The following is a 22245-nucleotide window of genomic DNA, read 5'->3' as shown; positions in this document are numbered from 1 at the left end:
AAATCCGGGCAAATCTGGTGCAGAAGCGCTCTTCCCGTCCCCCAATTAGCCAGCAATCGTCCGCAAAAAGGCATCACACCCACAAGGACGATTCGTTCCAACCTTGCAGAAATCATTGCCCCAAAAGTCGGTCTGCCCGAGAAACACGATGAAGTTCCATCGCCTCCACTGCTGCCAAAATGAGCGCTCTCGAACAACACAGCAGCATTTGACGATAGATGGCGGGCGAGGCGCATCCCGCCCCTGACAAGGCACCGTGAGGCGGTCATAATGACCTTTATCGAATGAAGGCGCAGCGCATGATCAGCTTTGTAATGAACGGACGCATCAGGACGCTTGAACGCGTCGATCCTGCGCAAACGGTTCTTGAATGGCTCCGCGAGGAGGAACGCCTGACCGGCAGCAAGGAGGGCTGCGCAGAGGGCGATTGCGGCGCTTGCACGGTCGCGCTGGGTGAACTGGTCGGCGATACGGTCCGCTATCGGGCGATCAATGCCTGCATCTTCTTCCTGCCCATGCTGCATGGTTGTGAGCTGGTGACCGTTGAATCCATTGGCACGTCAAAGGCAATGCACCCCGTCCAGAAGACGCTGGCAGACTGCAACGGATCGCAATGCGGCTTCTGCACGCCGGGGTTCGTGATGTCGCTCTTCGCCCGGTACCAGGAGACCGACCCCGCCCTTCCCCACTCGGTAAATTCGGTGCTTGCCGGCAATCTGTGCCGCTGCACCGGCTATGGACCGATTATCGAGGCGGCGCAGGCGCTAACGCCCGAAACGGAGACCAAGTCTCGTTTCGGAAACTCCGAGACCGTGGCGCTCCTTAAATCCATCCAAGACGCGCCGGTGGGCGAGATCAGCTTTCCAGATCCCGTCCATAAAACTGACCGCGCCGGCTTTGTGCCAACTAGCGAAACCGAGCTTAAAGAGCTTCTCGAAACACACCCTGATGCCGTCATGGTCGGCGGCGCCACGGATGTCGGCCTCTGGGTGACCAAGGGCATGCAGAACTTGCCGGCCATGATATTCCTCGGAAACATACCGAGCCTTCGCACGATCGAGCAGACAGAGGCGGGCCTCTGCATCGGCGCGGGCGTGAAATACAGCGATGCACTCACGCATCTGACAGCGCTTCATCATGACCTCGGAAGCCTGCTTACCCGACTCGGATCGGTGCAGGTGCGCAATAGCGGGACGATCGGCGGCAATATCGCAAACGGCTCCCCGATTGGCGACACGCCGCCCTTCCTGATTGCCCTTGATGCGCAGCTCACCCTGGCATCCACTCATGGGGAGCGAACCATCCCGATTGAGAGTTTTTTCATCGAGTATGGACAGCAGGACCTTCATCCGGGCGAATATGTGAAGTCGGTGACCATCCCGCCCATCAGGGACGATCTGGTCTTCCGGACCTACAAGATCTCCAAACGCTTCGACCAGGACATTTCGGCAGTATGCGGCGCGTTTGCCATTGGTCTGGACGGCGGCAAGGTGAAGACTGCGCGTATTGCGTTTGGTGGCATGGCAGGCACGCCCAAACGCGCTACCGCGTGCGAAGCGGCACTTGCCGGTCAGGCATGGACCGAAGAAACCATAAACGCTGCGTGCCTCGCCCTGACGGAGGATTATTCTCCGCTGACCGACATGCGCGCCTCTGCGGACTATCGCCTAAAAGTCGCGCAGAACCTTCTGCGTAAGGCTTTCATCGAAACAACGGCCAGCAACCGGACAAGAATCCTGGAGGCACAAGATACAAATGCCTGAAGACGCAGGAACCGGTTTCGAGACGAACCGCCTCAAGGGTGGCGTTCGTAGCGCGCTGAAACATGACAGCGCCGACCTGCACGTCACCGGCGAGGCCCGCTATGTCGATGACCTTCCCGAGCCGGCTGACTGCCTGCACCTCTACATCGCCACCAGCGAGCAGGCGCACGCGCAAATCAAGGACATGGACCTGTCAGACGTCAGGCACGCGCCCGGCGTTGTCGCGGTGCTGACGGCCAAGGATATTCCGGGCACGAACGATATTGGCCCAGTCATTCCCGATGATCCGCTCTTTGTCGAAGACAAGGTGATGTATCATGGCCAGAGCCTGTTCGCCGTGGCAGCCGAAAGCCGGAAAGCCGCCCGGTATGCGGCGCAGAAAGCCCGGATCAACTATGAAGCTCTTTCACCACTTGTCACGATCGAGGACGCCAGAACGGCGGGCTCGCTAATCGAGGCTGAACAGGTGATGGTGCTCGGCGATGCCGAAGCGGCCATCAGCCAAGCGCCTCATTCGCTGAGCGGGCGGCTGACTGAAGGCGGACAGGACCACTTTTACCTCGAAGGCCAGGTAGCGATGGCCATTCCCGGTGAGAATGGCGAAATCCTCGTCCACTCGTCGACGCAGAATCCTACCGAGGCCCAGCACTTGATCGCCAAGGTTCTCGGCGTTCCGGACAATCTGATAACGGTCGTTGTGCGGCGCATGGGCGGAGGCTTCGGCGGCAAGGAAACCCAATCAGCTCTGCTCGCCGCGGCAGCAGCCCTCTGCGCCTCGAAGACCGGCCGGGCGGTCAAGTTTCGTCTCGACAGGGACGACGACATGATCGTCACGGGCAAGAGGCATGACTTCGAGGTCGGCTGGCAAGCCGGTTTTGACGACAATGGCCGCCTGCATGGCGCGCAATTCGACCTTGCGTCCAGATGCGGTTTCTCCACCGATCTGTCGCTGGCGATCAATGACCGTGCCATGTTCCATGCTGACAATTGCTATTTCCTCGGCGCGGCCCGGATCGTATCGAACCGCATGCGGACGAACACCGTGTCCAATACGGCGTTTCGGGGATTTGGCGGACCGCAAGGGATGATTGCTGTCGAGCACATGATGGACGCGATCGCCTTTAAGGTCGGCCGCGACCCGCTGGATGTACGCCTCGACAATCTCTACGCAGCACCGGAGCGCAATCTCACCCCTTACCACCAGACCGTCGAAGACTTCGTTGCGCGCGAGCTGATGGAAGATCTCGGTACGTCTTCTGACTATCGCATGCGGCGCAAGCAGATCGAGGACGCCAACAAGGATGCCGGAACGATCAAGCGGGGCATTGCGCTGACGCCGGTGAAGTTCGGCATCTCTTTCACAACCACCCACCTCAACCAGGCCGGCGCCCTGATCCACATTTACACGGATGGCAGCATCCAGCTGAACCATGGCGGCACCGAGATGGGCCAGGGCCTGATGGTCAAGGTCGCGCAGGTCGTCGCGCAAGAATTCCAGGTCGATATCGACCGCGTACGGATCATGGCAACGTCGACGGAGAAGGTCCCCAACACGTCCGCCACCGCGGCCTCGTCCGGCTCTGACCTCAATGGCATGGCCGCGAAAGACGCAGCGGAGAAAATCAAGAAGCGGCTGGTGGATTTCCTGTCAGAACGGGAAGGCGTACCGGCCGATGATATCGTCTTCTCCAACAACAGGATCGTTGCGGGGCGGCATGTATTCACCTTTAACGAGGTGATCAAGCAGGCCTATCTCGCGCGAATTTCCCTTTCCGCCACAGGGTATTACAGTACACCCAAGATCCACTATGACAGGGCGACCCATCGCGGCCGGCCATTCTATTATTTCGCCTATGGCGCCGCCGTGTCCGAGGTCGAGATCGATACGCTCACAGGCGAAAACCGGGTCGTGCGGACAGACATCCTCCACGAAGTTGGCCAGTCGCTGAACCCCGCCGTCGACATGGGGCAGATTGAAGGCGGCTTCGTCCAGGGCATGGGCTGGCTGACAACCGAAGAGCTTGTCTATGACAGCAATGGGCGCCTGCGCACGCACGCGCCGTCCACTTACAAGATCCCGACAGCGTCCGACCGGCCGGCAAGCATGAATATCAAAATCTGGGACAAGGGCCGCAATCAGGAGCGCACGATCCACCGTTCCAAGGCGGTCGGCGAGCCACCTTTCATGCTGGCCATTTCGGTCTTTTCCGCGCTGACCCACGCCGTTTCCGGAGCGACGGGGCACCGGGTCTTTCCCCAACTGGACGCGCCCGCCACCCCCGAACGGATTCTCATGGCCGTCGACGCAGCGCGAGCAGAAGCGGAGAAGCTGGCATGACCGACCGTCTCGACTGGGCAAGCGACGCGATACGATTGATCGAACAGGATGGCGCTGCGGTGCTGGTGACGCAGTGCATCGTCGACGGCTCGGCCCCGCGGGAGGCGGGCACGAAAATACTGGTCAGCAAGAGCAAAATCCTCGGCACGATCGGCGGTGGAAACCTGGAACACCAGGCGACAATGCAGGCGCGTCGCATGCTTGAACGCGAGGACGTTACCCATCTGCTTCAGGACTATCCGCTTGGCCCCCTGCTGCGTCAGTGCTGCGGCGGTCATGTGCGCCTGTTGCTGGAAAGGCTGGACGCGCGCGATACGGGCTGGCTGGAACACATCGCCTCAATGGCTGAGCAACCCGGCGAGCACGTGCTGGAAACACGCCTCGATGGAACCGGCCAGCGCAAGACACTGTATCGCCGCAAAGATTGGCCGCACGTACTGAAGACCGGCTTTCTCGGCCATGACGCTTCCCTGCTTCCGGACAACCGGCCGGCTCGCGATGTGTGCGCCGTGTTTTTCGAGCAGGTCAGCGCACTGCCGCCAGCCGTCATGCTGTTTGGCGCTGGGCATGTCGGCCAGGCGATTGCGCACGTCCTGTCGATCTCGCCCCTGCCGATTCGCTGGTTCGACAGCCGCCCAGACTACCTCGAAACCCGCAGCGGGATCGAGATCAGCCACCTGACCGATCCGGAAGAAGCAGTCTCCAGTGCGCCGCCCGCGGCCATCCATCTTGTGCTCACGCATGATCATGAGCTCGATTATCGGCTGACCCGCGCCATTCTCCAGCGAGGTGATTTCGCCTTTTGCGGACTGATCGGATCGGCCACCAAGCGCGCCCGCTTCATCCGGCGGCTGCGCGAAGACAGTGTCCCGCAGGCGGCTATTTCGCGGCTCACCAGCCCCATCGGGCTGCCCGAGATTTCGGGCAAGGCACCCGCGACCATTGCCGTTGCGGTTGCCGGACAGATCCTGCAAATCACCGGCGATGCGGTATCGGCCGACACGCCGCGTCAGGCTTCCAACGCTTCGGTTTTGCGCGCATAGCGTTGCGCCATCACCGCGCAGGCCATCAACTGAAGCTGGTGGTAGAGCATCAGCGGCAGCATGATCAGGCCCATATTCGGATTTCCCGCAAACAGGATCTGCGCGATCGGAGCGCCGTTGGCGAGACTTTTGGTCGAGCCGCAGAAAACCGTCGACGACTCATCATCGAGCGGCAGCGACAGGCGCCTCGAAGCGAAGATCGTGTAAGTGAAGGCAAGCCCAAGGAAGACCAGGACCAGTGAGAGGGTCACCGCGAACTGCAAAACCGAAAACTGCGCCCAGACGCCGCCAGCGGTCGACTCGGCAAATGAACTGAAAACGATCAGCAGGATGACCGTGCGGTCGATCTTCGAGACGAAGGATTTGTACTTCGCCAGCAGGGATTTAAGCAGCGGGCGGGCAAGCTGCCCGAGGATGAAGGGCAGGAGCAGCGTGATCGCAATGTCGATCATCGCGTCCACTACTGAAAACTGGGATTCCCCAGTGGCTGTCACAATCGACATCAGGGCTGGCGTGATCACCATGCCGAGCAACCCGGACAGCGTCGCATTGAAGACAGCGACTGGCACATTGCCGCGCGCCAGCGCCGTCATCGCCACCGAGGAGGACACGGTCGAAGGCAATGCTGCCAGGAAGAAAAATCCCAGCAGCAGGAAGTCAGGCAGGTAAGCCTTCAGTCCGAAATAGAGGACCAGCCCGACGATCGGAAACACAATGAACGTCGTCGTCTGGATGAGAAGGTGAACGCGCCAGTTTTTCAGCCCTGTCACCAGCTTCTGGCGCTCAAGGTTCGCGCCATGCAGGAAGAAGACGAGCGCAATACCGAACTCCGTCACGAGGCCGAGCTTCAGCGGTCCATCCGCGGTGCCGAGCTGCGGGAAGATCAGGGCCAGGATGACGGCGAGCACCATCAGCATGACGAAGCGGTCGGGAAGTATACGCATGGCGTTCAATCGTTCGATGAGAGAAAAGAGACCGGATGGCCCCTGCGAAACTGAGCTATACATCCGGGCAGGCCGGCGAATGAAATTGTCACGTAGCGCCCCCTCTTTGCCAGCAAGCCCCTAAGGCTGGACAAGAACAAAATCTAGTGCAAAGCACTCTAATAAAAGCATCATGCGGCAGGCGTTATCCTTGGGACACGGCGCGAATGACGATTATCAAGACCGGACTTCTCTACTTCGACAAGGCCATAAAGGATGGCTCAATCCGTAAGGCGGCCGAGAATCTCAACATTGCTTCCTCGGCCGTAAACCGCCAACTCCTGCAACTCGAGGAAGAGCTCGGTGTCGAATTATTCGAGCGCTTGCCACGGGGCATCCGACCGACGGCGGCGGGCGAGGCGTTGCTCAATTATGTCCGCCAGTGGAACCGCGATGCCTCGCAGCTGCGCCACGAAATCGGCCGGCTCAAGGGCGGGGTACGCGGTACGATCCGCATTGCCGCCGCCGAAAGCATAACGGTCGACATCCTGCCCCGCGCCATGACACGCCTGCAGAGCCGCTTTCCGCTGATCGACTTCACGCTGATCTCTGGCGACAACTACTCGATTAAATCCGCATTGCTGGCCAAGGATGCCGATGTCGTATGCGCTTTCGACGTTTCGGGGGGATCGCGAACAGAGACCATTTTTTCGGGCCAGTCCAAGGTCGGCGTCATCACGCAGCCGGGCCATCCGCTTGCCAAGCTCGACGAAGTCACGCTCAGCGATTGCGTGCCCTATCCGATCATCGCACCGACTGAGGAGTGGCTGAACCACAGCATCATCCGTGAGCTGATCCAGGAAACCGATGCGCCCCTGCAGATCGCCGCGCGGGTCGAAAGGATTGGGATGCTGAAAAACCTGGTCCAGGCGGGCCTTGGCGTTGCCTTCATTTCGCGCACCGGTTTCGAAGACGAGCTGACCCAGGGCAAGCTCGCCTGGACACCTTTTGCCGATGGCGTGATCCGGCCCACCACTATCTCGCTTCTGGCGCCGAAAGGACGGGTCCTGATGCCTTATATCCGCAGCTTCATCGACCTGATGAAGGAGGAGCTTGAGGCTCACGCGGCGGCCGGGCTTTGACAACGACACGCTTTGTGGCTCAGACGGACACACCTGAACTCAAAATTCGCTCACTGAAGCGGCGAACTCGACATGGCCGCGCCTTGATGACATGCGAAAATCGCTACAGGTGCGCAGTTTGCGGTCGCTAGCGGACCAACCGCCCTGTTTCGCCGCGCCCGGATTGATCCGGCTTGCGAGCGATGCCAAATATAGATCAATCGACATAGACATCCTCGACTCGGCCTCGCTGCGCTCCGGAACAGACGATCATGACACCTTCAAAGACGTCAGAACCATCCATCGCCACGAAGGAAACCCTGTTAGGTGGCTCATCCGCGGATGAGAGCGCAGAATCGCTTGGCATTGAACTGACAGATGAAATGCGCGCCGGCGTCGATCAGAATCTGGAGCTGCTCCTGACGCAATATCACACTGTCCTGAAGGTCCTGACACGGAGATGAACCCTTTCGCGTCAGCCCAAGAGATCAGCAGCGCCGTCCGCAGTGGGGCCGTCACTGCGAGCGAAATCATCAAGGCGACGCTGGACCGGATCGAGTCGCTGAACCCGAAGCTTGTCTGCTTCACGCGGGTTCTGGACGAGGCCGCCATGCAGGCAGCCACCGAAATCGACCGCCTCATCGCTGAGGGCAAGAATCCTGGACCGCTTGCCGGCGTCCCGTTCGGAGTGAAGGACTTGTTCGACGTCGAGGGGCTGACCACCACAGCTGGCTCGGCGATCCTGCAGGATGCACCGCCCGCAACCAGCGACGCCATTGTTGTCGACCGTCTCAGGAAGGCTGGCGCCATCCCGGTCGGCACGCTCAACATGGATGAGTTCGCTTACGGCTTCGCGACGGTCAACCAGCACACCGGGACCACACATAATCCGCACGACCTCGCCAGGCTGGCCGGTGGCTCGTCTGGCGGATCGGCGGCAGCCGTCGCAGCGGGTCTTGTTCCTGTAGCACTGGGCTCCGACACAAATGGGTCCGTCCGCGTCCCAGCCAGCCTATGCGGCATTTTTGGCCTGCGCCCAACTCATGGCGTGCTGCCTGTCGAAGGCACGTTCGCATTTGTCGACCGGCTCGATACGGTCGGCCCATTTTCCCGGTCCGTTGCAGACGCGCGTCTCGCCTTCGAAGTCATGAGCGGCGCTTCTACAGATGACCCGGCACCCGCTCAGATCAGGGCTGGACTGCTCAGCGGATGGTTCCAGAAGAAGGGGCAAGCGGCAGCATTCGACGCCGCCCGCAGAGTTTTCGATATGCTCGATGGAACCGAAGAGGTCGATCTGCCGCTGGCGGAAGCTGGCCGGTCTGCGGCCTTCCTGCTCACCGCGTCAGAAGGCGGGCACCGCCACCTGGAGAACCTGAAGAAACGGCTGATGGATTTCGACGCAGCGACGCGCGACCGGCTGATCGCTGGTGCTTTGCTGTCTGAGAAGGTGATCGCCGATGCGGAAACCATGGCGGATCGATCGATCAACGAACTGATCGGCCTGCTCGACACGTTCGACGTGCTCATTGCGCCGTCGACGCCGAGCGTGGCGCCAGAAATCGCGGCAGGCCTGATCGAACTGGATGGAGAGTTCGTTTCCGCACGCGCCAATCTCGGCCTCTACACCCAGCCACTCAGCCTTGCCGGCGTGCCCATTCTGTCAGTACCCGTGAAGCGGCCCGGCCAGTTACCGATAGGCGTCCAGCTCGTCGCGGCGCGCGGCCGGGAAGCGCTTCTCTTTGACGTGGCCGAACGCCTCAGCGAGGCTGGCGTAGTCAGCGCAGACCCGCCAGCACAATTTGCCGAGGTCGCCTGATGCTGCAGACACCGCGCGCATACAGGGGCATGGTCACTAGCCCGCATCATCTGGCCAGCCAGGCCGGACTCAGCGTGTTGCAAGATGGCGGAAATTCGGTCGAGGCCTGTGTCGCCGTCGCGGCGACACTCGCGGTTGTCTACCCCCACATGACCGGGATTGGCGGAGACGGTTTCTGGCTCGTCAGCGAGCCGGATGGCTCGGTCTACAGCATAAATGCTTGCGGGGCAGCGGGCGAAAACGTTTCGACAGCGCTCTATCGCGACCAGCAGCTGGAGGCCATTCCCTGGCGTGGACCACTGGCGGCGATTACACCTGCCGGGACGATTTCGGGCTGGCAAGCGGCGCTGGCAAGATCCGGTTCGACGCTACCGCTATCCAGGCTGCTGCGGGACGCGGTTCACTATGCTCGAGCAGGCGTCTCCGTCACGAAAGGCGGGGCGGAGGTCGCGGCCAGCAAGGATGCAGAGCTTCGTGAGGTTCCGGGTTATTCGGACGTGTTCCGTCCGGGCGGCGCGCCCCTGAAGGATGGTCAGCAGCTCATGCAGCCCGCTCTTGGGCGCACGCTCGAACGGCTTTGTGCCGACGGTCTCGAAAGCTTCTATGACGGCCCGCTTGCCGCCGACATCGCCGCAGACCTTTCTGAAGCTGGCAGCCCGATCACCGCGGCAGACTTGAAAAATCACAGCGCTGACCAGCCAGAACCGCTATCGCTACGGATCAAGGGAGCCGAACTCTTCAACACGGCGCCACCGACGCAGGGACTGACCTCGCTGATGATCCTGGCCCTGTTTGACCGGCTTGGAGCAGATGGCGTCGACGAATTCGACCATGTTCACGGCCTTGTCGAAGCGACCAAGCAGGCATTCATCCGCTACCGCGAAATTGGTCTCGGCGACCCGGCCTTCATGTCGCAAGATGCCCAGTCGCAGCTCGATGACAGCGAGCAGCTGGATAAGCTGGCCCAGAATATCGATCGCCAGAACGCTCTGCCCTGGCCTCACAGAACCGCGGCCGGAGACACCACATGGTTCGGCGCCGTCGATCATGAGGGGCGGGTGGTGAGCTCGATCCAGTCGATCTATTTCGAATTCGGCTCCGGTGTCGTTTTGCCAAGGACGGGTATTGTCTGGCAGAACCGGGGCGCGAGCTTCCGCCTGAAGCCCGACGGCTGGAATAGCCTGAAGCCTGGCCGCAAGCCATTCCACACGCTGAACCCGGCGCTCGCCAAATTCGATGATGGCCGCATCATGGCCTACGGCACGATGGGCGGCGAAGGACAGCCGCAGACGCAGGCGGCGATCTTCTCACGCTACGCCCGGTTCGGCGTCCCGCTGCAGCAAGCGATATCAGCGCCGCGCTGGCTGCTCGGCCGAACATGGGGCGAGCAGAGCGTGTCGCTAAAACTGGAGAACCGCTTCCCGGCGCGCCTGATCGAACAACTGAAAGAGGCCGGACATGACGTAGAAGTCCTGGGCAGCTTCGAAACGGTCATGGGCCATGCCGGCGCGGTCTGCCGTCACGCGGACGGATTGATCGAGGGCGCGACAGACCCGCGCAGCGATGGAGCGGTGGCAGCATGGTGAATGCATCCGGCACACGCGCTGTTGCACGATGCGACGAGCTGGGCGTCGCGCCATACAGCGTGACCGACGATTTCCTCTATCGCGGCTATCTGAGCGCGGCTCACGCGGCCGCCGTCAACCGCACCGCCGAATGGATGCGCGAGGCGGGAATGTCGGTGCGGATGGATACGGCTGGAAACCTGATCGGCCGGTATGAAGCGTCTCAGGCAGGCCGCAAGGCATTGCTGATCGGCTCACACATCGACACCGTGCGGAATGGCGGACGGTACGATGGCGTGCTCGGTGTCATGCTCGCCATCGAGTGCGTTGCGTATCTCAACGAAACAGGCCGGCGCCTGCCATTTGCCATCGAGGTCATCGCCTTTGGCGACGAGGAAGGGTCACGTTTCCCGGTCGCCATGCTGTGCTCGCGTGCGGTCATCGGGCAGGACGTCACGGGGACGCCGGATCTGGTGGACGGTGATGACATCTCGCTCGCTGAAGCGCTCGACACGTTCGAACATTCGATCACCATACCGATGCCGGAAGGGCGCTTGTCAGCATCAAGACGCCATCCCGGCGACATTCTCGGCTATCTTGAAGCACATATCGAGCAGGGTCCGGTCCTGGAGGCCGAAAACCTCTCGGTCGGTGCGGTGTCCGGGATCGCAGCGCAACTTCGCTTTGAATACACGCTGAAGGGCGAAGCCGGGCACGCGGGCACCAATGCGATGCATCTGAGGCGCGACGCGCTCGCTGGGGCGGCCGAAATCATGGTCGAGATTGAAAATCTCGCAAGAAGTGGAGCGCCCGACGAAGTCGCCACGGTCGGCAGTATCCAGGCCCTTCCCGGCGCGGCAAACGTCGTTCCGGGGGAGGTAAAATTCATGCTGGATGTGCGCGCGGGCGACGATGAGCGCCGTAACCTGCTGAGTGACCGGATCCGAACTGTCGCGAGGGATATTTGCGAGCAGAGGCGGCTATCGCTCTCGATCAGAAAGCTGCAGGATCTCGCCGCGTCGCCCAGCGACCCCGGTTTCGTCCAGATGATGGAAGATGCCCTTGAAGCGACGGGTCACCCCCGGAAGACCCTGGTCAGCGGGGCTGGCCATGACGCGATGATCCTGTCGGAGCTTTGCCCTTCAGTGATGCTTTTCATCCGGTGCGCAGGCGGCGTCAGCCACAACCCGGCGGAGAAGGTCGACCAAGCCGATGCCGATGAAGCGCTTGAGGTGATGTTAAAATTTCTAGATTTGATGGAGGCCCGAGCGGATGCCCAGTTCGTTCAGACAGATTGATCCACCGCAAAGGCTGCTGATGGGCCCTGGCCCGGTTAATGCCCATCCGAGGGTGCTCCGCGCCATGTCGGCTGACCTGCTCGGCCAGTTCGACCCGGAGTTCACCGCCTATATGAATGAGGTGATGGGCCTCTACCGCCCGATCTTCGGGACTGAGAACAAATGGACCTTCCTCATCGATGGCACCGCGCGTTCGGCGATCGAGGCATCGCTCATTTCGCTCGCCAGCCCGGGCGACCGGGTTCTCGTGGTGAATTTCGGTCGCTTCGGCCTGCTTCTTACGGAAATTCTCGCCAGGATTGGTGCTGAGGTGCGCACGGTCGATGCCGAATGGGGCAAGACGGTTCCCATGGACGAGATCGCCGCAGCGATTGCCGATTTCGAACCCAAGGTCGTAGCCACCGTCCATGGCGACACGTCGACGACCATGGCCCAGCCGCTTGAAGGGCTGGGAGAGCTTTGCCGAAAGGCAGGCGCCTATTCCTATGTTGATGCGACGGCCACGGTTGGCGGCATGGAGATCGCGGCCGACCGATGGGGCGTCGACATCGTCACAGGCGGCCTTCAGAAATGCCTTGGCGGTCCATCCGGTTCAGCGCCAATCACGATATCCGACCGCGCGGCCAAACACATCTTCGACCGCCGCCACACCGAGCTCGGCATCAAGCGCGATGATCTCGAACAGGGCAGCGGCCAGCGCATCGGATCCAACTATTTCGATCTTGCCATGGTCATGGACTACTGGTCGGAGAAACGCCTCAACCATCATACCGAAGCGACCAGCATGCTGTATGCGGCGCGAGAATGCGCCTGCGTCAGCCTTGAAGAAGGGCTCGCTGAGCGCTTTGAGCGCCACCGTCTCGCAGGCAAGGCCATGACGGCAGGCCTGAGAGCGATGGGACTGACAGTCTTTGGGGACGACGCCCACCGCATGACCAATGTTACCGGCGTCTACATCCCTGAAACTGTCGAAGGCGAGCGCGTCCGCCAGCGTATGCGCGATGATTTCGAGATCGAGATCGGAACGAGCTTCGGCCCGCTCCAGGGCAAGATCTGGCGGATCGGCGCGATGGGCTACAACGCAGCCAAGAACAAGGTGCTGATTACGCTTGGCGCGCTGGAAGCGGTGCTGCGGACGGAGGGGCACAGCGTACCGTCGGGCGCAGCCGTTGATGCCGCACTGGAGGCCTACACCTCATGACGCGGGACCTGGTCGGATATGGTGCAAGCCCGCCGCCCGCCAATTGGCCGGGCGGCGCGAGGACCGCGGTACAGTTCGTCGTGAACTATGAGGAAGGCGCGGAGAATTGCGTTCTCAATGGTGATGCAGGATCCGAGGCCTTCCTGTCGGAAATGGTCGGCGCGCAGTCCCATCAGGGCACACGGTCCATGGCCATGGAAAGCCTCTATGAATACGGCGCCAGGGCCGGCTTCTGGCGGCTCCACAGGCTGTTCACTTCACGCGGCGTGCCGGTCACGGTGTTCGGGGTCGCGGAGGCGATGGAGATGAACCCGGCGGCCGTCGAGGCGATGCTCAAGGCGGACTGGGAAGTCGCGAGCCACGGTCTTAAGTGGATCGATTACCAGTACGTCCCCGAAGACACCGAACGCGCCCATATCGCGGAGGCGATAGAGATCCATACGCGTCTCACTGGGGAGCGTCCCCTCGGATGGTATCAGGGGCGAACCAGCCCAAACACGGCCCGCCTCATCGTCGAGGAAGGCGGCTTTGTCTATGACGCCGACAGCTATGCCGATGACCTGCCCTATTACGATACCCGACATGGCAAGTCGCAACTGATCGTTCCGTACACACTGGATGTGAACGACATGAAGATCGTCGCCTATAACGGCTTTGCCGAAGGCGAACAGTTCTTCCGCTACCTGCGCGATACGTTCGACATGCTCCACGCGGAAGGCGGACGCATGATGTCCGTCGGCCTGCACGGACGCATTGCCGGGCGGCCGGGACGCACGCTCGCTGTCTCGAAGTTCCTCGACCATCTCCTGGCACAAGACGATGTCTGGGTTGCCCGCAGGATCGATATCGCCCGGCACTGGCTGGAGGCACATCCGGCATGAAGATCAACGTCCCCGAAACCGTCGCGGACGTACGAGCAGCTTTCGACCGCTATGAGGCGGCGCTGATGGCGGACGATGTCACCGCCATGGATGATCTCTTCCGGCAAGCTCCGGAAACGGTGCGTTATGGCGTCGGGGAAGTGCTTTACGGCTATGACGAGATTGCCGCCTTCAGGCGCGCGCGCGGCGGCTCGCCTCAGCGCACGCTCGGCCGGGTCGAGATTACGACCTATGGTGACAGCTTCGCCACGGCCAATGCCGAATTCTTCCGCGAAGACACTGACAAACGCGGCCGGCAAAGCCAGGCCTGGGTGAAGTTCGAGGATGGCTGGAAAATCGTTTCGGCCCACGTCTCCATCGAGGGAGCCGGCTCATGACAATTGAAGACGTAAACGCCATGGACCGGGCAGCGTTCATCGAGACGTTCGGTGAGCTCTATGAACACAGCCCATGGATCGTCGAGGAAACGGCAGGGCTTGGTCCTTTCCGGGATCGCGAACACCTGCAGACTGTCATGACGGATGTCGTCTCAAATGCCGGCGAGGCGCGGCAGCTTGCCCTGCTTCGTGCTCACCCTGAGCTGGCGGGAAAGGCAGCGATGGACAAGACGCTCACGGATGCGTCCACCGCAGAACAGGCCTCGGCCGGGCTCGACCGGATGACGCCCGAGGAGTACGAGACGTTTCATGCGCTCAACGCGGCCTATCGTGAGCGTTTCGACTTCCCTTTCATCATCTGCGTCCGGCTGACCGACAAGCCGGGCATCCTGAAAGCGATGCGCGAGCGGCTGGAAAATGATCGCGCAACTGAATTCCGAACGGCGCTGGGTGAGGTGTCGAAGATCGTGGGCATCCGACTTGAGGAGATAATGTCATGACCGCACTGGACGCACACAATGAGAGGGTCAGGTATGATCTTGAGGCGCTCGGCCTGAATGAGCCGACCTGGGTCGAACCAACGGAGGGGGTCTATGACGTCGTCATCATCGGCGGCGGCCAAAGCGGTATGGGCGCGGCTTTTGCGCTTCGCAAGGAGCGGGTGACCAACGTCCTGATCATCGACGAGAACCCGGAAGGGCTGGAGGGCCCATGGGTAACTTATGCCCGGATGATCACACTTCGCACGCCAAAGGAGCTCCTCTCCATCGATTGCGGCGTGCCGTCGCTCACCTTCCGGGAATGGTGGGTCGCCCAGCATGGCGAACAAAGCTGGGAGGCGATCGAGAAAATCTCGCGCGAGGACTGGATGGAATACCTGCGATGGTATCGCAGCATCCTTGCGCTGCCCGTGCGCAACAGAACGAAAGTTGAGCGGATCGTCCCTTCCGGCGACGGAATCCATACGCTTGACCTGTCCACGCCGGATGGCCAGCAGGCCATCAAGGCGCGAAAGGTCATCCTGGCAACAGGCATCCAGGGCGGCGGTGAATGGCACACGCCGGACTTTATCGAAAAAGCCCTGCCCAAGTCGCGCTATGCCCACACCTCCGAAGACATCGACTATGAAGCGCTAAAGGGTAAGCGAGTCGGGATCCTCGGCGGCGGCGCATCTGCCTTCGATAATGCCCAGTACGCGCTTCACCTGGGCGTCGCCAAGGTTGACGTGTTCATGCGCCGCAAGGAAATGCCCCGGACCAACCCCATCCGGTTCATGGAGAAGACGGGCGTTGTGCCGCGCTTCTCAGCCCTCGACGATGCGACGAAGTACCAGGTCATCTCCCATTTCGTGAAACTCAACCAGCCGCCCACGAACGACACATTCCAACGCGCGGCCGCCTGGCCCGGCTTCGAGCTGCATCTCGGGTCACCGTGGCTGTCGGTGAAGGATACGGAAGATGGCGTTGTCGTCGAGACGCCGAATGGCCGTTTCACCTATGACTTCGTTGTGCTGTCGACCGGCATGCTGAGCGATATCGCCCTGCGCCCGGAACTGGACGAAGTTGCCGATCACATCGCGCTCTGGTCGGACAGGTACACGCCACCTGAAGATCAGCAAATGCCGCTTCTGAATATTCACCCCTACCTCGGCGACAGCTTCGAATACCTGCCGCGCACCGACGAGGGCGCATCCCTGGTTCACGGGCTCTTCGCCTTCAACTACTCCGCCCTGATGACCCATGGCCTTTCGGCATCGGCGCTGACCGGCCTGCCCTATGCCCTGCCGAGGCTGGCCAAGGGCGTTGCCGACCAGCTGTTCCTGGACGATCAGGCTCGCTGGCTAAAAGCCTATCTGAATTATAATGAGCCGGAGTTCGTCAGCGAAGTGCCTGCTGAAAGCAAGGTGGACGCGTAATGGGACTATCGACACACATACTGGACCTGGTGACCGGAATGCCCGCGAAGGGGGTGAAGGTCTCGCTGTCCATCGATGGCGAGCCCGCCGGCGAAAGCGTTACCAATGATGACGGACGCTGTACCGATCTGCTGGGCGGAAGGCCGCTCAAGGCCGGTGTCTACCGCCTCGTCTTTCATGCCGGCGACTATCTGGGCAGATCGGATGAGCCCCCCTTCTTCGATGTGATCCCCATCGATTTTACTGTGACCGATACAGAGCGTCATTATCACGTGCCGCTTCTGCTCTCACCCTTTGGGTACTCCACCTATCGCGGTAGCTGACAAGGCAGAGGAAACGCCTCGGGTTCGCCGGGGCGGCTGCCCTTCTAGTCCGCGCAGATGATATTGCCATTTCCATCAACGTCGATGGTCTCGCAATCGCTGAAGTCTCCAGCGTCATCGTCAACTGGGTCGTCGTCGACAGGCAGTGGCGAAACTGATCCGGCGACCGGGACTAGCTGGTAACGCGCCGGGCCAAGCGTCCCTCTCACGGCAACATCCAACGCACCATTCTCCATCACGCTCATCGTTGCCGGGCCCATGAGCGGCAGGTCCTGACCGGTATACTGGCCGGACCCGGTCTTCTGGATATCGCGAATGACGACCATGCCGGGCCGGACTTTCAGCGTGAACCCGTGAAGCCACGGATCGACGGCATAGGCGCGACCACCTTCGAACCGGATGCGTTTGCCAATGGTCGAGATCGTATAGTCGCCATCGATTGCCATTGGCTCACCCGCCGCTACGGCCTCGCGGGCCGGCAGGAAAGCGTCCATTTGCGGAATACCCGCGGCGGTCGCGAAAGCGCTGCCCATGTCGCCCGCCGCTGCCGCGCACCCTCCAGCGCTCACCAACCCGAGCAGGGATGCACCGCCGAGGGCCCCCTTCAGCATCTGAATCGTCTGGTTCATTGTCTTCTCCCTTCCTTGACGGATCATTGATGATGACCGTCTGGGTACGGAACGGACCGGTGGTGCGGTATGGGTACGATTACCCATTCTGGCTGCGCTGGGAGCCTGCTAGACGATTTGGGCACCGAGACGATTGGAACAGTCACGATGGCGAAGCCCGCCCGACAACATGCGCGACGATCCTGGGCGGCCATCCTGTTGCTGTTGCCGTTCATTGGAGGGTGCGTGACGCAGGCCAGTCTCGACGCCCCAGCCTACTCGCCCTGGGGCATCGCCTTCTACAGCATGTTTGTTGCGACAATCATCGCCTTTGTGGTGATCAACCTGGCGCTCAACAATCTCATCGGCCTTTTCTATTCCGGCCTCTTCGCCGGTTTCCTGGCAACGCTCTGGGCGCTGGAAGGTGGGCTGACGGCCTTCGGCTTCAGCGGCGCCGTCGACACCTCGGCTTCCTATTCGCTTGCGATCGTGTCCATCGCTTTCGGATTCTACACCGCAGAACGTTCGATCGATCCCAGACAGGAAATGAAACGGGCGCGCACGGCGATGACGCTGCTGGCGGGCCTGTCGCTCCTCGTCCTGCTTCCCGTCTGGATGGTGCCGGGCCAATGGCTGAGTTACATCACGCTCGGTCTGGCCCTGCTGATGGCCGCAGCCCACTTCGTCGCGACCCGAACCTGGGCGATGCATGACGACAGCCCCCAACAGGTTCCGAGGGTCGCTGTTATCCTTTTCGGGGTCGCGATGGTCGTTATGGTGGTGCTGGCCGTCTCGCGCGGTGCAGGCGATGCCGCCATTGCGTCGTTGGTCCAGCGGCTTCTCTATGCGGTCGTCACTGCTTCTGCCATGACGGCCGTCCTTATGGCGCTGATCGATGTACGGAAGGCACGGGATGCCGCCATGCAGGAAAGTCTTAGAGCGGCGAGACGCGACGCCGAGACCAATGCCAACCTGCTTGAGATGGAACGCAACTATGCCCGTGCGCGCGATATCGCCGCCCGGCATTCGCGCGCCCTGTCCGAGGCCTCGCACGACATCCGCCAGCCAATCGCCTCCATGCGCGCCGAACTTGACGCGCTGCGCAAGCAAGCCCCAATCGATGTGCTTACCCGGCTGGGCCAGGTTCTCGATCATATGGACAGCCTTACAGGAGAACTGTCGCGCTCAGCCTCGCGCCCCGGCGAGACCGGTCTGCACGGTGAGATGGAGCAGGAAGTCCTGCCCATATCGCTCCTCTTCGATACACTCGACCGCATGTTTTCGGGAGAAGCCAGCACGGCCCGGATCAAGCTTCGATTTGTGCCCAGCGGCGTCTCGGTCGTTGCACCGCCGCTCGCCCTGATCCGGCTCACCGGCAATCTGATTTCGAACGCCATCACCCATGCTGAACCCTCTGCGATTCTTGTCGGGCTCAGGCGACGCGGGCGGCGCGTCCGGCTCGACATCATCGACAATGGAGGCGGTTTCGAGGATGGAGACGCCGAGCGGGCCTTCCAGTCCGGTGTGAAGCGTAAGGCGTCGCCCGGCGCGGGCCTGGGTCTGTCAATCGTCAAGGACTTGTCCGGCACCTATGATATTCCCGTCGATGTGTGGTCAGAGCCCGGCGCTGGCACCTGTTTTTCAATCTGGTTGAGACCCGCCTGAGAAAAACCCGCTCGCGAGGCAATTCGCATTTTCTGAAAACCCCTCTAGACCATTGGGTCGAGGGGAACGCGAATGGCACTGCCGAGCCGGGACAAGTATACAGTCATCATCGCGGACGATCATGAAATCGTCCGCAGTGGCCTGCGTGCGGCGCTTCAGACACCCGGACTGGTGGAAGAAAACGGCCTCGATATTGTCGCTGAAACGAAGAATGGCTTCGAGACGCTTGCCGCCGTCAAACAACACCGGCCCGATCTCCTCATGCTGGACCTGACCATGCCGCAGTCCGGCGGGGCGGAGGTGCTGACCGATGTGCGCCGGTGGAGCCCGGATACCAAAATTGTTGTCTATTCCTCAGTAGAGACGCCGGGCATTCTCAGCGTGCTGATCGACAGCGGCGTCGATGGCATGTTCGCCAAGGGTGGCGCAACACAGATCCTCTACGACAAGCTGCCGCTCATCCTGCGCGGGGGCCGTTACATCGCTCCTGAATGCCTTGCCCTCATCGAAGGCCAGCCGGGCGTTGTCTCGCTCACCGCAAGGGAGCAGCAGGCCCTGCATATGATACTCTCCGGGCGCACGACGAAGGAAATCGCCGAGCTGCAGGGCATCAGCCCCCGCACAGCCGAGAAACACCGCGCGAGCCTGATGAGCAAGCTGCAAGTCAAATCCGTGGCCGAGCTGATGGCCAAGGCACTGAAGGAAGGCCTGATCGACCGCTAGAGTTCGACAGACAATGCGATTGGGTAGAGCTACCCATACAGCTGATCCTCCCGGTCTGAAATCATGGGCACCGTGGTGGTCTCCTACAGGAGCCGCCCTTTGACCAACCATCGACCCGGGAGGGGACAATGAGCATCCTGCAGACGAAGATCATCTTCCTGCTGAAATTCGCGGCGCTGGCCATCATTGCCAGTGTCATCTTCAGCGGAACCGCCGCAGCGGCCTGCGGCGGCAAGAACCAGGATGCCTGCGCCGGCTGGAAGCCGGGGCCGACCTGCAATGACGGGCTGACGCGCTACCAGGGCAAATGCCGCGACTGGGGACAGCCCAACAGGAAACCCTGGCCCGACAAGCGGATCGGCTTCCAGTGCTCGAAGAATTACGCCCCGCAGGGCAATCGCTGCAAGCCATGCGGCAAGGGCGACGGCCAGCCGGCCTGCGAATTCGGACGCATCCCGTCCGGCTGCGGCAATGGCTACATCAACGATAACGGCACCTGTCGGGCCTGCGGGCGCGATGGACAGAAGGCCTGCCCGAAAATCGAGTTCGGCTATCCCTGCTTCAGCAATACCTCGGCGCCAGACGAGAACGGCATCTGCCGGCCTTGCGGCAAGGAAGGCCAGAAGGCCTGCCGCGCCATGAAGGAAGGCCGTCAATGCGAACTCTGGACCACGAATACAAACGGCTATTGCCGCCCCTGCGGCGGTGAGGGCCAGCAGGCCTGCCGCATCACCGACAGGGGCGATACCTGCAAGGAGGGCCTGAAGCGGACCCCGTCTGGCCAGTGCGTCCTGTCTGTCGAGGAAGCAACGCGCCGCGCCGCGCTCGCCAAGTTCGACGAGCTGGGCACTGACCTCATCATGAGCGTGGTCAACCTGAACAGCGACATCGGCGAGAATGAAAGCCTGCAGGCCGACATCGCCGATGAGGACGGCTCGGCCTCCGGTGTCCCGGACAACCAGGCCTGCGCGGGCGACGAGCACCGCTCCTGGACGATCGGCCTGGCCGCAGGTGCGCAGGTCGGCGTTGGCGTCGATGGCGAGGCTGGCATGGCGTTCCGCTGCTCCGAGCATGGTCCGGGCAAGGACTCCAAATGGTATTCCAGCGGCGCCCTGTCCTTCGGGCCGAGCATCGGCGTCGATGGCGGCGTGACGATCGGCATGTGGATGGCGGATTTCAACAACCTTCGCGGCCGTTCGCACGGCTATGTCTTCGACCTGTTCGACCTTGCCAGCAAGATACCGGCCCTGAAGGAGGCGCTCGGCAAGGTGAAGATCAAGGTGAAGGGCGTGCCGGTCCAGCCATCCATCGCGATCGGCTTCTGGTTCGAGAAGAAGGACGACAACCAGAACGGTCTCGATGAGTGGCTCGGCCCCTATCAGGGGTTCACGATCACGGTGGGCGGCTCTGTCTCCGAAGGGATCGGCGCAAAATATGTGAGCGCCAAGACCAACCAGATCTGCGACTATGACATGGACTGCGCCCTGTTCGAATGGCGCCAGGTCGACGATGAAGGCGCCAACAAGGACGAATATGTCTCGGGTGGCCTTCGCATCCTGGTGAAGGAACGCGACGAGGACGGCATCACCGTGGACATTCGCGAGAATGGCTCATGGCGCCGCAACTTGTATTTCGACCGCGATACATGGAGCGACTGGCGCGACTACAAGCTGCTGGGCGACGATGACGATGTACTCGAGCGGATCTGCTTCCGCCGGAATTTCGACGAGATCAGATATATGGACAGGGACCGCAATTGCGACCGCGGCATCCGGCTGAAGAATTACGGCCCCCTGCCCGCGCAAACCGCCTCAGGCGGCGGCTCGGCCACGCGCTCTGTAGCGGAGACGGCGAAGAGCCAGGCTGTGACCAGCGCCGGCGCTTCCATCGATGGCGAATGGATCATGGAGGCGGGCGGCGCCGAGGTCCGCATGGCGCTGCGCCTGCAGGACGGCTTCCTGGTGACGACAGCCCTGCCGGGCGGAACGCCGCTCGTCTACCGCCCGAAAGGCAATGGCCGGTTCGAGGCCGATGAAGGCAGCCGGATCGAGATCCTCGCCCCCGGTATCGCCGCCTGGCGCAGCCGCGACCTGTCGACGACCTACCGGATGCGCAAGGCCGGCTAGGCCCAGCGCCGCAGCCCGCAAACCCGGGCGGGCTGCGGCGGCTTGTCTGTCTTGATCCCGTATCGGCGCTGGCGCGCCTCACATGGATCGGGCTCAGGGCTGTCTTTTCTTTTGATCCCCGCTTCGCGATGGATAGGGCTCAGGGCTGTCTTTTCTTTTGATCCCCGCCTCGCGATGGATAGGGCTCAGGGCTGTCTTTGGTTTTGATCCCCGCTTCGCGATGGATCGCGCTCAGGGCTGTTTGAAACATCAGTCCGCATGGTGAGCGAAGTCGAACCACGCGGACGGAAGGTCAGCTCGAATCCAGAAAGGCCGGTCCAGCGGCGGTACAATTCGCGTCCGATTCCGGTACGAGAACAGTCCAATTCCGGTATGATTCCAGTCTGGCGCCCAAAGCCGCCAGAAACTCGCCCGGCGCGAGCCGCAGCCACGGCGCACGCGGTGCGAAATTCGTCCAGTCATCCGGGTCCGGCCGGTCGCCGGCAAGCTGAAGCGTGACCACCAGCCGCCCGTTTGGCAGCACGGCAACACCCAGCATCCCGACCGGGTTCGCGGCCCG

General features: G+C 61.6%; 17 protein-coding genes and 2 pseudogenes. 16 read left to right on the top strand and 3 right to left on the bottom strand.

The window, feature by feature from the left end; translation table 11 throughout:
* The first annotated feature begins 299 nt into the window (after window positions 1-299).
* From xdhA to xdhC, 3 genes are read left to right on the top strand one after another with little or no spacing between them, the layout of a single operon-like run.
* On the top strand, window positions 300-1763 hold the full coding sequence (gene xdhA, locus D1227_RS16780) for a xanthine dehydrogenase small subunit (protein WP_119405564.1): 1464 nt from the start codon (window positions 300-302) through the stop codon (window positions 1761-1763).
* A complete protein-coding gene (gene xdhB / locus D1227_RS16775) occupies window positions 1756-4101 on the top strand; it encodes a xanthine dehydrogenase molybdopterin binding subunit (RefSeq protein WP_119405507.1) in 2346 nt (781 codons plus the stop codon). The genes xdhA and xdhB overlap by 8 nt, the downstream gene beginning before the upstream one ends.
* Window positions 4098-5144, top strand: coding sequence for a xanthine dehydrogenase accessory protein XdhC (xdhC, locus tag D1227_RS16770; protein WP_119405506.1), 1047 nt, complete (start codon window positions 4098-4100; stop codon window positions 5142-5144). The genes xdhB and xdhC overlap by 4 nt, the downstream gene beginning before the upstream one ends.
* Here the strand turns inward: xdhC and D1227_RS16765 are convergent.
* On the bottom strand, window positions 5111-6088 hold the full coding sequence (locus D1227_RS16765) for a bile acid:sodium symporter family protein (protein WP_119405505.1): 978 nt from the start codon (window positions 6086-6088) through the stop codon (window positions 5111-5113). The two genes, xdhC and D1227_RS16765, sit on opposite strands and share 34 nt — an antisense overlap.
* Window positions 6089-6294: 206 nt before the next feature.
* On the opposite strand from D1227_RS16765, the gene D1227_RS16760 reads away from it, so the two are divergent.
* From D1227_RS16760 to uraH, 10 genes and pseudogenes are all read left to right on the top strand, one after another.
* Window positions 6295-7209, top strand: coding sequence for a LysR family transcriptional regulator (locus D1227_RS16760; protein ID WP_119405504.1), 915 nt, complete (start codon window positions 6295-6297; stop codon window positions 7207-7209).
* Between the two features lie 344 nt (window positions 7210-7553).
* Window positions 7554-9004: pseudogene (locus D1227_RS16750) on the top strand (AtzE family amidohydrolase).
* The gene (locus D1227_RS16745; protein WP_119405501.1) at window positions 9004-10590 is read left to right on the top strand and encodes a gamma-glutamyltransferase family protein; all 1587 of its coding nucleotides are present in this window, start codon (window positions 9004-9006) and stop codon (window positions 10588-10590) included. Before D1227_RS16750 ends, D1227_RS16745 begins: the two are co-directional and overlap by 1 nt.
* Window positions 10584-11867 (top strand): allantoate amidohydrolase, encoded by a 1284-nt coding sequence (locus D1227_RS16740; RefSeq protein WP_119405500.1) that lies wholly within the window; start codon window positions 10584-10586, stop codon window positions 11865-11867. The genes D1227_RS16745 and D1227_RS16740 overlap by 7 nt, the downstream gene beginning before the upstream one ends.
* Window positions 11842-13068, top strand: coding sequence for a pyridoxal-phosphate-dependent aminotransferase family protein (locus D1227_RS16735; RefSeq protein ID WP_119405499.1), 1227 nt, complete (start codon window positions 11842-11844; stop codon window positions 13066-13068). The genes D1227_RS16740 and D1227_RS16735 overlap by 26 nt, the downstream gene beginning before the upstream one ends.
* Complete coding sequence (puuE, locus tag D1227_RS16730; RefSeq protein WP_119405498.1) at window positions 13065-13949, top strand: allantoinase PuuE; 885 nt, start codon at window positions 13065-13067, stop codon at window positions 13947-13949. Before D1227_RS16735 ends, puuE begins: the two co-directional genes overlap by 4 nt.
* On the top strand, window positions 13946-14326 hold the full coding sequence (hpxZ, locus tag D1227_RS16725) for an oxalurate catabolism protein HpxZ (protein WP_119405497.1): 381 nt from the start codon (window positions 13946-13948) through the stop codon (window positions 14324-14326). The genes puuE and hpxZ overlap by 4 nt, the downstream gene beginning before the upstream one ends.
* Window positions 14323-14826: a 2-oxo-4-hydroxy-4-carboxy-5-ureidoimidazoline decarboxylase gene (gene uraD / locus D1227_RS16720; protein WP_119375076.1), complete on the top strand. Its 504-nt coding sequence runs from the start codon at window positions 14323-14325 to the stop codon at window positions 14824-14826. The genes hpxZ and uraD overlap by 4 nt, the downstream gene beginning before the upstream one ends.
* Window positions 14823-16241, top strand: coding sequence for an NAD(P)-binding domain-containing protein (locus tag D1227_RS16715; protein ID WP_119405496.1), 1419 nt, complete (start codon window positions 14823-14825; stop codon window positions 16239-16241). Before uraD ends, D1227_RS16715 begins: the two co-directional genes overlap by 4 nt.
* Window positions 16241-16564, top strand: coding sequence for a hydroxyisourate hydrolase (uraH, locus tag D1227_RS16710; protein ID WP_119405495.1), 324 nt, complete (start codon window positions 16241-16243; stop codon window positions 16562-16564). Before D1227_RS16715 ends, uraH begins: the two co-directional genes overlap by 1 nt.
* A 44-nt stretch (window positions 16565-16608) precedes the next feature.
* Here the strand turns inward: uraH and D1227_RS16705 are convergent, their stop codons facing one another.
* Window positions 16609-17193 (bottom strand): hypothetical protein, encoded by a 585-nt coding sequence (locus D1227_RS16705; RefSeq protein ID WP_119405494.1) that lies wholly within the window; start codon window positions 17191-17193, stop codon window positions 16609-16611.
* 225 nt (window positions 17194-17418) lie between these two features.
* Here D1227_RS16705 and D1227_RS16700 point away from each other — a divergent pair, with 225 nt between their 5' ends.
* The 3 genes from D1227_RS16700 to D1227_RS16690 all read left to right on the top strand — a co-directional run bounded on the left by D1227_RS16700 (window position 17419) and on the right by D1227_RS16690 (window position 21686).
* Entirely contained in the window at window positions 17419-18837 is a 1419-nt protein-coding gene (locus tag D1227_RS16700) for a sensor histidine kinase (RefSeq protein WP_233352897.1), read from the top strand.
* A gap of 72 nt (window positions 18838-18909) precedes the next feature.
* Window positions 18910-19560, top strand: a complete 651-nt coding sequence (locus tag D1227_RS16695; RefSeq protein ID WP_119405492.1) for a response regulator — start codon at window positions 18910-18912, stop codon at window positions 19558-19560.
* Window positions 19561-19688: 128 nt separating this feature from the next.
* Complete coding sequence (locus tag D1227_RS16690; protein ID WP_119405491.1) at window positions 19689-21686, top strand: hypothetical protein; 1998 nt, start codon at window positions 19689-19691, stop codon at window positions 21684-21686.
* Window positions 21687-21978: 292 nt separating this feature from the next.
* On the opposite strand, the pseudogene D1227_RS19990 reads toward D1227_RS16690, so the two are convergent.
* A pseudogene (locus D1227_RS19990) lies at window positions 21979-22245 on the bottom strand (hypothetical protein); the annotation flags it as partial.

This window comes from Henriciella mobilis, from assembly GCF_003576315.1.
Lineage (GTDB): Bacteria > Pseudomonadota > Alphaproteobacteria > Caulobacterales > Hyphomonadaceae > Henriciella > Henriciella mobilis.
The sequence above is the reverse complement of the archived record's forward strand: the minus strand, read 5'-3'. Positions and strand labels throughout refer to the sequence as shown.